General features: G+C 48.8%; 13 protein-coding genes. 9 read left to right on the top strand and 4 right to left on the bottom strand.

Annotated elements, in window-relative coordinates; genetic code table 11:
- Positions 1 to 129 precede the first annotated feature (129 nt).
- From PREDE_RS13845 to PREDE_RS06560, 8 genes are all read left to right on the top strand, one after another.
- A complete protein-coding gene (locus tag PREDE_RS13845) occupies positions 130 to 498 on the top strand; it encodes a hypothetical protein (RefSeq protein ID WP_155801334.1) in 369 nt (122 codons plus the stop codon).
- Between the two features lie 108 nt (positions 499 to 606).
- The gene (gene metK, locus PREDE_RS06585; protein ID WP_027953061.1) at positions 607 to 1,896 is read left to right on the top strand and encodes a methionine adenosyltransferase; all 1,290 of its coding nucleotides are present in this window, start codon (positions 607 to 609) and stop codon (positions 1,894 to 1,896) included.
- A 6-nt stretch (positions 1,897 to 1,902) separates the two neighbouring features.
- Positions 1,903 to 2,934 carry a DUF4271 domain-containing protein gene (locus tag PREDE_RS06580; protein ID WP_005845234.1) on the top strand — a complete coding sequence of 344 codons (1,032 nt, stop codon included), beginning with the start codon at positions 1,903 to 1,905 and terminating at the stop codon, positions 2,932 to 2,934.
- Between the two features lie 6 nt (positions 2,935 to 2,940).
- Complete coding sequence (locus PREDE_RS06575) at positions 2,941 to 3,696, top strand: uroporphyrinogen-III synthase (RefSeq protein ID WP_005845233.1); 756 nt, start codon at positions 2,941 to 2,943, stop codon at positions 3,694 to 3,696.
- A 7-nt stretch (positions 3,697 to 3,703) separates the two neighbouring features.
- Positions 3,704 to 4,105: a ribonuclease P protein component gene (gene rnpA / locus PREDE_RS06570; RefSeq protein ID WP_005845232.1), complete on the top strand. Its 402-nt coding sequence runs from the start codon at positions 3,704 to 3,706 to the stop codon at positions 4,103 to 4,105.
- Positions 4,105 to 4,344 (top strand): membrane protein insertion efficiency factor YidD, encoded by a 240-nt coding sequence (gene yidD / locus PREDE_RS13475; RefSeq protein ID WP_005845231.1) that lies wholly within the window; start codon positions 4,105 to 4,107, stop codon positions 4,342 to 4,344. The genes rnpA and yidD overlap by 1 nt, the downstream gene beginning before the upstream one ends.
- Before the next feature lie 70 nt (positions 4,345 to 4,414).
- On the top strand, positions 4,415 to 5,713 hold the full coding sequence (gene tyrS, locus PREDE_RS06565; RefSeq protein ID WP_005845230.1) for a tyrosine--tRNA ligase: 1,299 nt from the start codon (positions 4,415 to 4,417) through the stop codon (positions 5,711 to 5,713).
- A 160-nt stretch (positions 5,714 to 5,873) separates the two neighbouring features.
- The gene (locus PREDE_RS06560) at positions 5,874 to 6,611 is read left to right on the top strand and encodes an SIMPL domain-containing protein (RefSeq protein ID WP_044126820.1); all 738 of its coding nucleotides are present in this window, start codon (positions 5,874 to 5,876) and stop codon (positions 6,609 to 6,611) included.
- 222 nt (positions 6,612 to 6,833) lie between these two features.
- Here PREDE_RS06560 and PREDE_RS06550 read toward each other — a convergent pair whose 3' ends face one another.
- The 4 genes from PREDE_RS06550 to PREDE_RS06535 all read right to left on the bottom strand — a co-directional run bounded on the left by PREDE_RS06550 (position 6,834) and on the right by PREDE_RS06535 (position 11,588).
- Positions 6,834 to 8,942, bottom strand: coding sequence for a glycoside hydrolase (locus tag PREDE_RS06550; RefSeq protein WP_244879145.1), 2,109 nt, complete (start codon positions 8,940 to 8,942; stop codon positions 6,834 to 6,836).
- A gap of 12 nt (positions 8,943 to 8,954) precedes the next feature.
- Complete coding sequence (locus PREDE_RS06545; RefSeq protein WP_005845225.1) at positions 8,955 to 9,650, bottom strand: hypothetical protein; 696 nt, start codon at positions 9,648 to 9,650, stop codon at positions 8,955 to 8,957.
- Entirely contained in the window at positions 9,647 to 10,159 is a 513-nt protein-coding gene (locus PREDE_RS06540) for a hypothetical protein (RefSeq protein WP_015298572.1), read from the bottom strand. Before PREDE_RS06540 ends, PREDE_RS06545 begins: the two co-directional genes overlap by 4 nt.
- A 115-nt stretch (positions 10,160 to 10,274) precedes the next feature.
- Entirely contained in the window at positions 10,275 to 11,588 is a 1,314-nt protein-coding gene (locus PREDE_RS06535; RefSeq protein ID WP_005845221.1) for a hypothetical protein, read from the bottom strand.
- A 589-nt stretch (positions 11,589 to 12,177) separates the two neighbouring features.
- Here PREDE_RS06535 and PREDE_RS06530 point away from each other — a divergent pair.
- Positions 12,178 to 13,410 (top strand): alkaline phosphatase family protein, encoded by a 1,233-nt coding sequence (locus PREDE_RS06530; protein WP_005845218.1) that lies wholly within the window; start codon positions 12,178 to 12,180, stop codon positions 13,408 to 13,410.
- Positions 13,411 to 13,452: the final 42 nt, after the last annotated feature.

Raw genomic sequence — 13,452 nt, 5'->3', positions numbered from 1 at the left:
CTGTTTCGATGCGCGGACAACTTGCCACCAACCGTTTCGATGTGCGGACAATTTGCCTCCGGCATGTCTTAATAGCAGTGAACCCCAAAAGTCAGACCATGGCTTTTGGGGTTCATCGTTCCCAAGGCCTTGGAACGCCATTTTTTCTTCATTTTATCGTTTCCCACTCTTGGGAACGCCATTTTTTCATCGGTTTATCGTTTCCCACTCTTGGGAACGCCATTTTTTCATCGGTTTATCGTTTCCCACTCTTGGGAACGCCATTTTTTCTCTGTTTTATCGTTTCCCACCCTTAGGAACGCTATTTTTTCATTGGTTCGTCTTTTCCCAAACCTGGGAAATGGGGTTTGGTTGCCGAATGGAATGGGGGGTATTGCCGTAGGAGCCGGCCTCTGTGCCGGCCCGCACATTTGGAACAATAAACAAGCATTCTTGGCAAAAACCGATGGATTTCATCCTTTTGCTTTGCACGTTCCCTTTTTCTTCGTAACTTTGTAACCCAAAGCCTACGGGCGGCTGCATCCTCCTGCGCTTTATCCCCTCAGAAATAAATAAGCATTACATTGGCCCGGCATGCAGGCCGGCCTCATTTATTCTCAACATCTTATGTCATATTTATTTTCGTCAGAATCTGTGTCTGAGGGACATCCCGACAAGGTGGCCGACCAAGTCTCAGACGCCATACTCGATCAGTTTCTTGCCTACGACAGCAAGTCGCACTGCGCCGTGGAGTCGTTCGTCACCACCGGCCAGGTGGTCATCATGGGCGAGGTGCGTTCCAGTGCCTACATTGATCTGCAGACCATGGCCCGCCGCGCCATCAAGCACATTGGCTACAGCAAGGCCGAATACCAGTTCGACTACAACTCGTGCGGTGTTCTGACCGCTATTCATGAGCAGAGTGACGACATAGACCGCGGCGTGTCGCGTGAGGAAGAGGACAACCAGGGTGCCGGAGACCAAGGCATGATGTTCGGCTATGCCAGCAACGAGACCGACAACTACATGCCCGCCACGCTCGACCTGGCACACCTTATTATGTACACACTGGCACAGATTCGCAAGGAGGGCCGCCAGATGACCTATCTGCGTCCCGACTCCAAGAGCCAGGTAACCATAGAATACGGCGAGAACAACGAGCCGCTGCGCATCGACACCATCGTGGTGTCGACCCAGCACGATCCCTTTATTCAGCCCGAGGACGACACGCGCGAGGCACAGCTACGGGCCGACGAGGCCATGCTGGCACAGATTCGTCAGGATGTGGTCGGCATCCTCATGCCGCGTGTGATGGCCGAGGCCGGCGACAAGTTGCGGACACTGTTCAACGATGAAATCAAGTATCTGGTGAACCCTACGGGCAAATTTGTCATTGGCGGCCCCCACGGCGATACCGGTCTCACGGGTCGTAAGATCATTGTCGATACGTATGGCGGGCGCGGTGCCCACGGCGGCGGTGCTTTCTCGGGCAAGGATCCCTCCAAAGTGGATCGTTCGGCTGCCTATGCCGCCCGATACATTGCCAAAAACATGGTGGCTGCCGGTGTGGCCGACGAGATACTGGTACAGCTGGCCTATGCCATCGGCGTGGCCGAACCCGTGAGCATCTACGTGAACACCTACGGTCGCAGCCACGTGGACTGCACCGATGCCGAGATTGCCCGGCAGATAGGCCGGCTTTTCGACCTGCGTCCGAAAGCCATCGAACGCACGCTGAAGCTGCGCCAGCCCATGTATTTCGAGACGGCCGCCTACGGACACATGGGCCGCAAGAACCAGGTGGTGAAGAAGATTTTTACCAGTCTTTACCATGAGAAAGAGGAGATGGACGTGGAGCTCTTTACCTGGGAGAAGCTCGACCAAGTGGAGCGAATCCGCAAGGCCTTTGGGCTCTGATAGCCTATGATGCAGCAAGATTCCATCCAACATGCGGATATAGAAACGCTGGAAGCCTCGTCACAAGAGGCCTCCAGCGTTCGTCATGATGGCTACCACTCGCCCCGCGAGATTATAAGCTGGCTGCCCCGCACGGCAACGCCCTGGCAGCAGGACTCGGCCATCAGGGCCAATTACAAGTTCCCGGAGGTGGACTGGACCAAAGCCCACAACCCCATGTGCACGCCGCAGACCCGTGCCGACGCGCCCTCGGGCTTCTCGCTCGATAAACCCATGTACCATGGCCGTTCGCTGGTACAACCCGATTCTATCTATCGCCCCGAGTATGCCGTCTATCGGCAAGGCGTGGCTGGCGACCCCGTTCCCTACACCATCGGCGGCGACAATCTCATTACATCCATCCTGTTGGGCTGTTTTGTCTTTGCCACGGTGGCCGTCGCCAAGTCGGGCAACTTCCTGCAACGGCAGCTCAAAAACTTCTTCCGCACCCAGCGTGAGGGCACCACCGTGATTACAGAAACAAGCAGCGAACTGCGGTTTCAGCTCTTCCTCGTGCTGCAGACGTGTCTGCTCTTTGCCCTGATCTTCTTCTTTCGTACCAATACCTTTGGCGATGAGTCGTTCACCATTCCACAATACCTCATCATCGGTACCTATACCGGCATCATGGCTGTCTACTTTTTGCTGAAAGCCCTACTCTATGCGGTGGTGGACTGGGTGTTTTTTGAAAAGAAAAAAAACGAACAATGGATGAAGTCTGCACTCTTTCTTGCCTCCACCGAGGGCTTGGCTCTTTTCCCCGTTGTGATGCTGCTGGCCTACTTTGGATTCTCCATTGAGGGCACGGTTGTCTACACGATGTTTGTCATCATTCTGGTAAAGCTTCTGGCTTTTTACAAGACCTTTATTATCTTTTTCAGAAAGAGCGGTGTTTTTCTGCAAAGTTTTTTGTACTTTTGTGCACTTGAATTGATGCCACTCGGTGCCTTGTGGGGAGCTCTGGTGCTGACGGACAGTTATTTGAAAATTAATTTTTAATACAAGATGATTAAGAAGATCATGATATCTCAGCCCAAGCCGGCCAGTGAGAAATCTCCTTATTACGACATCGAGAAAGAATATGGCGTGGAACTTATTTTTCGTCCCTTTATCAAGGTCGAAGGCCTCACGGCAAAAGAGTTTCGGCAGCAGAAAGTGAGCATTCTCTCACACACGGCCATCGTCTTCACCTCGCGTCATGCCATCGACTACTTTTTCATGTTGGCCAAAGAGCTCCGTCTGAACATTCCCGAGGACATGAGGTATTTCTGTGTGACAGAGACCATCTCGCTTTATATCCAGAAATACGTGCAATACCGCAAGCGCAAGGTGTTCTTTGGCACCACGGGCAAGATAGATGATCTGATTCCTCTGATGATGAAGCACAAGCTCGAGAAGTACCTGGTGCCGCTGAGCAGTGTGCACAACGACGACATTAAGGACAAGCTCGATGCCAAGGGGCTGACGCATACCGAATGTGTGATGTACCGCACGCTGAGCAATGAGTTCAGCGAGGAGGAGATCAAGCACTTTGACTATGACATGCTGATTTTCTCGACGCCCACAGGCGTGAACTATCTCACCAAGGCTTTCCCCGACATGCAGGGGAACCAGCTCAAGCTGGGCGCCTTTGGCCCGGCTACGGGCAAGGCCATTGCCGATGCCGGATTTACCCCGGCCTTGGTGGCAGGAACTAAGGAGTATCCCTCAATGGTGAGTGCATTGAGAGACTTTCTCGAAAAGGAGAACGGAAAACAATAACCCACGCATGCCGGCAGGACAGTCCAGACTCACCAAGGAGGAGCGGATGTGCAGCAAGAAGCTGATAGAAGTCCTCTTCAAGGGCGGCCAGAGCCGCTCGATGTCGGCTTTTCCTTTGAGAGTGGTCTATATGTTGCTGGCAGAGGGCGGAACGGCTGACGACGGGATCTTGTCAGAGATGCTGGTGAGTGTTCCCAAGCGTTGTTTCAAGCGGGCCGTGAAGCGTAACCATGTGAAGCGTCAGGTGCGCGAGGCCTATCGCCGGCATAAGACATTGGTGGGACAGCCTGCGGCGATTGCTTTTGTGTGGCTTGACAACAAGCTGCATGCCAGTGAGGAAGTTGAGCGGAAAGTGGTTAACCTGCTGCGCCGGGTGGGTGAGCGGATTCAGCAGGAGGCAAAGGTATGATGCAGCTGGTGCGTGTCGTGTTGCGAGGACTGGCGTGGTTGCTGGTGTTGCCCATCGTATTCTACCAGAAGTTCATCACGCCCTTTACGCCATCGTCGTGCCGCTTTACGCCGAGTTGTTCGGAATATGCCCGTCAGGCCCTGCTCAAACACGGACCGGTAAAAGGGCTTTTGCTGGCTGTGTGGCGTGTATTGAGGTGTAATCCATGGGGTGGAAGCGGGTATGATCCGGTTCCGTAAGTTGTCCTCTCGGGAGGCGCCCCGCATTTGATATATTTACCATGGCCCCTTGGGCTTAAAACCAATTGGAATGAAAAACTTTGTTGAAGAACTGAAATGGCGAGGCATGCTGGCCCAAATCATGCCGGGTACGGAAGAATACCTCATGAAAAACATGGTGTCGGCCTATCTGGGCACTGACCCCACAGCCGATTCTCTTCATATTGGCCACCTCTGTGGCATTATGATGCTGCGCCATCTGCAGCGTTGCGGCCACAAGCCCTATCTGCTCGTGGGTGGCGCCACGGGCATGATTGGCGACCCTTCGGGCAAGAGCCAGGAGCGCAACCTGCTCGATCCGGAAACACTCTACCACAATCAGGAGGCTATCAAGAAGCAGGTTGCCAAGTTCCTCGACTTCGACAGCAACGATCCCAACAGGGCTGAACTGGTGAACAATTACGACTGGATGAAGGACTTCACGTTCCTCGACTTCGCGCGCACTGTGGGCAAGCACATCACCGTGAACTACATGATGGCCAAGGACAGCGTGCAGAAGCGGCTCAACGGCGAGGCTCGGGACGGCCTTTCGTTTACGGAGTTCACCTATCAGCTGCTTCAGGGCTACGACTTCCTCTATCAATATCAGCACTATGGTGTGCGTCTGCAACTGGGCGGCAACGACCAGTGGGGCAACATGACTACCGGTACGGAGCTCATTCGCCGCACATTGGGCAACGAGGCAGAAGCCTACTGCCTTACTTGTCCGCTCATCACCAAGGCCGACGGCAAGAAGTTTGGCAAGACCGAAAGCGGCAATGTGTGGCTCGATCGCAACCGCACCACCCCCTACGCTTTCTATCAGTTCTGGCTCAACGTGAGCGACGACGATGCCGAACGCTACATCAAGATATTCACCGACTTGGACAAAGAAACCATTGATGCCCTCGTGGCCGAACACAGTCAGGATCCGGGTCGCCGTGTATTGCAGAAGCGCTTGGCCGAGGAGGTGACCGTGATGGTACACTCGCAGGAAGATCTCGACATGGCCATTGCCGCCTCAAACATTCTCTTCGGCAAGGCTACTAAGGAACAGTTGGCCCAGCTCAACGAGGCTACGCTCAACGATGTGTTCAAGGATGTGCCCCATTACGAGCTGTCGCAGAGCGAGCTTGGCGGCAAGGCCATTGATCTGTTCTGTCAGGATGGCTGGGACATTTTCCCCAGCAAGGGCGAGATGCGCAAGATGGTAAAGGGTGGCGGCGTGAGCCTGAACAAGGAGAAACTTGCTGAGTTCGACCGCCCGGTCACTGCCGACGACCTCATTGACGGCAAATATCTGCTCGTGCAGCGCGGCAAGAAAAACTATTATCTCATCACAATAAAATAAATTTCAGCCAGGGAAATATAATTGAAGCAGCGACACATTCCTCGTGCATGGACTGCAAAGCATTTTTAACGCTCCGTTGTTTGCTGCTTCAAACAGATTCCCTATATTTGCAACCATAGAATCAATGCTTCAAACAAATGCAATAAACGCAATGGAATCTATGAACAAACTGAAACTTTCTGTGGCCGTATTGGCCAGTGTTGCTTTGGTGTCCGGATGTTGGTTGCTGGGCAGAGGGCTCACTCATTTCCGTCAGGACGCGTCGACCATTACCGTAACGGGCATGGCCGAAAAGGAAATTACGAGCGACCTCATCGTGTGGAACATTACTGTGACCGGCGAAGCCGGTACGCGCAGCGGCGCTTTTGCCGAGTTTGAGCGGTCGGTGGCCACCGTGCGCAAGTATCTGCGGCAGAACGGTATTGCCGACAGCTCGATCAGTTCGGGCAGTGCCGACATTACCAAACTCACCAAGAGCCAATACGACAGTAGCCAGCAACGCTATTTCTCGATAGACAATGGCTTCTCTGTTTCGCAAACTCTCTCTGTCAGCTCCTCGCAGCTGGCCACAGTGGAACAGGTGTATCAGAAAATCTCAGAGCTCTACGGGCGTGGCATCGACTTCAGCAGCAGCTCGCCACTCTACTACTACACGCGGCTCAACGACCTGAAGATGGAGATGCTCCATGCCGCCGGCGCCAATGCTTTGGAGCGTGCCAAGACCATTGCCGAGGGTTGTGACGCCCATGTGGGCGACCTCAAGTCGTCGGCCATGGGTGTCTTCCAGATTGTGGGCAAGAACAGCAACGAGGATTACAGCTGGGGTGGCACATTCAATACAGACAGCAAAGAGAAAGTGGCCAGCATTACCGTAAAGGCCGTCTACAAGGCTGACTAATTTTGTTGTGGCCCTAAAAAATCAATGGCAAAAAGTTTGGCTTTTCCCCCGAAAAGCATTATCTTTGCATACCAGATTGTCCTATGGTGTAATGGCTAGCACTAGAGTTTTTGGTTCTCTCAGTCGTGGTTCGAGTCCGCGTAGGACAACATGAAGAGACGCCAAGCAGTTGATTTCTCAACGCTTGGCGTCTTTTCGTATCTTCCAATTTAAATGGATTTTCTATTTTTCCTTTATCAGAACAACACTTGTTGCCGGTATTTTACAGTAAAGATGGTTTCCTGCTTCCACTTCATCTACGGGGGCGAGTAGCTTGTCATCATAGGGTAGCTCGTCGGCCATATAGCGGAATACGCTGAACTTATTGCTCTGGTTATGGTATTTGTTGGTCAGGTCGATGGTATAAGATGTGTTGTCTGGATTAGCGAAGACGTACACCCACCTGCCGTCTACATTTCTAAAGGCAGTGGCAGCCATCTTTCCTTGATTGATGGAGATAGGGTGAATATCGGCCCCAGGGCGGGTGTGTTGGGTAAGGAGACCATAAGCATAATATTGCGGACGTGGCTGATAGTCGTATTTCAATTTGTAGTAATAGGGTTCATTACGATAAACATCCTTGACGTAGCGCCACATGCCAAGCTGTTGCATGGAGGCATAGCTGTCATGGGCGCTGTACCACTCGTCGAAAAGTTGCCAGTAGCTGCATCCGCAAGCCCCGTAGTTCAAGAAGTTGAGCACAAGACGGTCGATGAGTATGCCTCGCCGGTAATAGTCTATATCGGCTTGTCGGGCAGACAACATTGTTCGGTTGCTGCCAAACTCTCCGACAAAGTGCATCTTGCCAGCGGCTTTGGCTAAATCTACATTTCGTTTTTCCCAGGCTCCTATCTCTTCGTTGGAGCTTTCATAGCCAAATCGATAACAGTGGGAATTGAACATGCCCGCTACATCTTTCACATTCTCGCATGCCTTTGCCAGAAAGTCAATGTCATCATGGATATTGTCGCTCAAGTTGAGTGAAATCTTATCTTTGATGCCCAATCGGTCTAACTGGTCGGCTATCTTATGGCAGATGATCGAGTAGTTGGCAGCTGTCATGTACTGGAAGTGTCCATAGTAGAAGTTAGGTTCGTTGATGGGGGTGAGCATCTTTACGCAGGTATAATGCTTGGTGTCGATAAGATATTTGGCTAAAATGGCGCAGTTCTCTGCCCACTCATCATAATCTTTGGGCACAAATAGCCAGTTCCCTGTTTGTCCTCCAGCCATCCAAGATCCTACAGATGCACCCCAGAAGACAATAGTGACTTCTGCATTAATCTCCTGGGCAAGGTCAAGTTCTTTACATAGAGCTCGCATCTCTTTTGTATTAAAGTTCAGAGTATTCCAGTCGATGGTATAGGGATCATCATTGTCATTAGTTGGCTCGAACCATTGAGACATGACCCATACCCTGAAATTGTGGGGCTTCATTTGTTTAACACGGGGGACTATAACGTTGTCCCAGTCTTCTGTCTTGGCGCCGTCATTTTTGGCGAGGCATGCTGTTAGAAAATGTGGATCGAACTCTACTCCGATGCCCTGTAAGGATACACCTGTCGGATTACCAACAGACAATTGCAGGGGTTGGTTCTCGGGTTGATGAGTAACAGGTCTGATGCAGAATCCGAGATCTCTTGTGTTTTCTTGGATAGTATATTCTCCTTTTTTAAATCCTAAGAATCGTGCATTCCTTGCCTGTGTTCCGGAATTGGCCGACCAATAGAAGCCGCAGGTGCCTATGTTGTCATGCGTAGTACCATCGTAATAGTTACCGTTTGCAGGCAAAAAGATACAATTACCATTGGTTCCGGTTACAGTGTACCCGGGAATGTTGTTATAACTGTTCCAGGTCCATGTGCAGTGGTCAATAAGTTCTTGTAGCTGTTGGATAGTGGGGATGGCCCACTGGCCTCCTAAATTCTCTGTGGCAGCATCATGGCTGGTTGATGAAATATTGTTGCCGATGGCAGTATAGGTGCCATTGGAATAATAAAGATAATTTTGCTGGGTAAAGCTTGCTTTTTGTATGGGTTCCCCCCAAGCAAAGAAGTCACCATATTCCTCTGGATAAGTGGAACCGAGATTGCAATTGGACCATAAAGTCCCGCTGGGGAGCCCAAGGTCTATGCTTTTGAGACGTTCTTCACCGAAAGTGATATTCGAGATAGAAGTGATGGGAATGGCTTTCATTCCGCCACTCTTTTGCCTAACCACTATTTGGGTCTGTGCGAAAATAGGTGTGGCAGACAGGAAAATGATTAACCCAATATAGAAACGTTTCATCATAATCATAATATATTATTGTACAGGCCGGATGGGCAGGCCTATATATCTGTATTCATAATCGATGGTCTTTTTTCCGTTGCGTATTTCTAAAGTGAAAGATTCCTGATCGCTCCGATCGGCCAGAGATGCGGCCCAATAGTATCCCGATATTCCTTTATCTTCATGTTCGAGATTGATGCGCTTACCGGCAGCTGGTAGAAATATGCTCTTCCCGTTGGGCCCTGTAACGGTGTATCCCTCAATGCCATTTGTGATAGTCCATGTCCAAGCACATTCCTTTATGAGTTCTTCCATTTGTGTTTTGGTTGGAATCTTCCACGGCTTTCCTAAATTTGAGGTCGCCCCGTCATATTTTGATGCAGAAATATCTTCCAAAATATCTTCGTAAGGGTAAGTGCCATGTACGGTATCATAGAGTTTGTATTGCACAAGATTATAGATGCTTTTGTCAGTAAGTTCGCCCCAGGCAAAGAAGTTTCCGGCATCTTCGGGATGTAGCCCTCCCACATTACAGGATCCCCATTGCGTTCCGCTGGGTAATCCGAGACTGACAGCTTCAAGTCCACCCTCATCGAATTCTACAATTCTCACTTCGTTGAGTGAATAAGTGAAAGTGTTGCCATCAACATCCCTAATAATCATTTTGGTTTGAGCCTGTATGTTCTTGAGGGCCAATAGCATGGTTATGAGGATGATATAGCGTTTCATGGACGAACCAATTTAATAGTTGATAATCCTGCTTTTACGATAAACAACCTTTGAGAGGAGGGAAATCGAAAGCATAGGGAGCCATTGTTATCTGTTCGGTGAGTTGCGACAATTTTTCCGTCGAGGGAGTAGACATAAATAGGGGTAGATGGTTCGAAGCCTTGGATGCTGATGCCATCCGGTGTTGCAGTGATGGTACCATGCGGCAAGTTGTTCTGGTGTGCAGCTGCAATACCATTTGCTGTATGGTCGAAAGTAATTCTATCCAGATTGGTTACGGGATATGCAATGGTTATATTTTCCGTTTGGAGTAGGAGTGTATCTCCTTGATATATGATTTTTGGTTTGGCAGACAAAGCATAGGACACGGTTCCTCCTGTCTTCTGCCAGATCATGATATGAGTTTCTTCACCCATAACGGAGGCAGCAGCTCCTATACACAGCCATACGATGACGATAATCCGTAAGGGCCATGGTTGCGTGCAATGTCTGTGTTTGATGATCTTCATGGTGTATTTTAATTTGAAATGTCCCCACCGGAATAGTATGAATAGCTATCCCGTGTGGGACATTTTAGGTATGACGCAGAGTCTCTTGAAGATTCAGCGATGGACTATAATGCTTTTATTTGCAAACCTTTTTTCCATTGATGATATAAACACCGTGCTGTAATCCGTCAAGAGCCTTATGCTGCTTTACGGCAGTTCTTATCAACATGCCTTGAAGATTATAGACGTTTACTTTAATATCAGACTGTTGCATCTCTACACCGGCAAGATTCTCATCGAGCACTTTGCCATCTATGGCGCATGCGAGTGTTTCCGGCATATTGGATTCTGTGATGGCAAGATAGGCTGTATTGGCTTTTGCTTCCAATTCTCCATTGCTCTTGACAAAGTTTTTGCCGTCAAAAATATATGCTCCAGCTGGTATGACTTTCTTGGTGTATGTACCTTGGTAAGTGGCTGTGCCCTCTGTCACGGCGCCCACCGTCCCCTCTCCATTAATCAGACGGTTTCCCATCGTGCTATTGTAGCCCGATGCCGGCAACACAAGATAAGGAGTTCCACACACTATTCCATTGCCTATTTCCAAGGTTTCAAACTGAGCCACTCCGTCTTTAATGCCTTTGAATACAGCCACTTTACTCACAATATCCAAAAGGTTGCAATGCCCATCCTCTTGGTTGATGGTAAAGGGTACGCAAATGGGTCTCCATACGTCTTCCTCGAAAGAGGTTTTCAACGAGGCAAATACATTGTATTGGCCTAGAGGAACGGGATTTGTGTCCGCTTCTTCATCAAAAATAAATCCGGGTATACCGGGCCGTACGCTCAGACCATAGGCACGATCCATGGGTATAATCTCAATTTTGTCTTTGTTGAAATGTACGCAATAAGCCTCTTTGGTATTCTGTTCGTTTCGTGTAGTAGTCCAGTAATATCCGTCGGTACCGGCATGAATGGCCTTTCTTCCATCTTTATAACCAGCTGCGGGAAGAACGATAGTCGTTCCACTGGGTCCTGTGACATAGTACACTTTGTCATCGTCAGACCATTTCCATGTGCAGTTGTCAATCAGTTCCTTCCATTGAACCATGGTTAGCGACTTAATCCATGTTTCTCCGTAGCACATGGCAACATCCCAACAATTGGGTGCGCTGTACCAGCCTGCAATATCCGTTGTGTTGATGGTTTCATACATATTACCGTATGAAGCCGCATTGTAACTACCTTGAACGTGGATGTTTCCCCATTGGTAGTAGTTGCCATATTCCATACTTGATGTTGTGCCGATGTTGTGGTCACACCATCGTGTGTTCGACAAAACGCCCATGTAATTGGCGTTGTTGTTTACGTATTCATTGATGTCGTCTTCTACAGCCCAGAGGCTGAGCGAGGTCATCACTGCCATTGCAAAGGTAAATAGTTTCTTCATACTGCTTATTTTTAGAAGTTAGTAATATTCATTTTCAGATGAGAATGTAGTTCTTTCGTTCACTTTTAAAAAAGTAATCTTGTGGTGTATTATAGAGATAGCATGCTTTTTGTGCTTCTCTTTCTACTCTTCATCTTGTAATGGAACACCCCATCGCCATGGGTCTTTTCTATTGTTTTTCAACAAACAGCGTGTAATTGTGTTGCTTTAACGGTTAAACCGCAGCTTTTTGCAATGATAGATAAAAAAGCAATATGATGCAACACTTTGGCCATTAAATGGTGAAAAATTAAATATAATTAATATATAGACATGTATTTTAGCGTTGCTATTATAATAATGTGTATCTGAAAGCCCATCATTGTTTTTGTCTTGTCTTCATCAATGCAGAGTTGACAAGTCCGTAAATGTATAATTTAATGGTTTGATTATTAGTGTTTTATAATGTGTATTGGATAGAAAAAGGGATATATTTAAGAAAGTTCGGCAAAGAATAGCTTAATTAATGTTAAGAGAAATACCAACTTTGGTATGGAAAACCTATCTTTGCGGTGATTAACCGTTTAAGTAATTCAAATATTAAACGCTGATGAAACAATTAAGATTAATAATCATTGCGGTGTCGTTGATGACGGCATTGATTGGGGAATGCAAGACGCATAAGGCTCTGTTTGTAATTATAGATGGTATTCCAGCAGACTGCGTGGAACGCCTTCAGCCTCCAACCATTATGGATATTGCCGGTCACGGTCATTATAGCCGCGCACTGTGCGGAGGTGAAATCAGCATGTATTCGCAGACACCAACCATATCGGCCATTGGCTATACGAATATTTTAACGGGAACTTGGATGAACAAGCATAATGTCCAGGGCAATGAAAACATCCATATTAACTATAATTATTGGAACATCTTCCGTATCGCCAAGGCGCAAAAACGCCCGGTGAAGACAGCCATCTATACGGGATGGACAGACAATCGTACAATATTGTTGGGGGCGGGAAAGCCAGAAGCCGGAAATTTACAGGTGGATTACGTGTACGATGGTTATGACCTTGATACCATCAGATTCCCTCACAAGCCAGACGAACTGCACGTATTTGACATAGACCGCCAAGTTTCGGCAGATGCTGCCAAAAGCATTCGTACCGAGTCACCAGACTTAAGTTGGCTCTATCTCTGGTATACGGATGATGCTTTCCATAGTCACGGAAGCGGTTCTTACTCTGATACCTATGTGATGAAGACGGACAGTTTGCTGGCGCAAGTATGGGAAGCCGTTCAATACAGGGAAAATAACTTCAACGAAGAGTGGCTGGTCATCGTTACGACAGACCATGGACGCTACGTGGATGGCTTTGGACACGGCGGCCAGACGGTTCGTGAACGCACGGTGTGGGTGTCGACTAATCTGAAAGAAGTCAATCCCCATTTCAAGGAGTCGTCGCTCAGCCATGTCGACATCAACCCAACCATTTGCAAGTGGATGGGCTTCAGCATGCCTGAATCTGTGGCGTATGAGCAGGACGGAATGTCGTTTTACGGCAAGCAGGGCATTACCAACCTTTATGCTACAAAGTATGACGATCAGGTGGTGCTGACTTGGGAATGTCATGAACCCTCAGAGATGGCCACAATCTATGCAGTTCCTACAAATCATTTTGCAACGGGTGGACATGATGAATGGCAGAAAGTCGGGACGGTGAAAGCGGCGGCCCAATCATTTGCTGTGGACATGAGTCAACTTGCGAAGTCGAAACTTTATAAATTTGTCGTGGTTACACCGAGTGCCCATCTGACGCGATGGTGGAACATATTTTGAGGTCTTGTCATGGGAATATCCCTCGATAGATCTTTGTTAATC

Origin of the sequence: Prevotella dentalis DSM 3688 (assembly GCF_000242335.1) — a bacterium.
Taxonomy (GTDB): Bacteria; Bacteroidota; Bacteroidia; order Bacteroidales; family Bacteroidaceae; genus Prevotella; species Prevotella seregens.
Note: the sequence above shows the minus strand (reverse complement) of the source record. Positions and strands in the feature narration are given on the sequence as shown.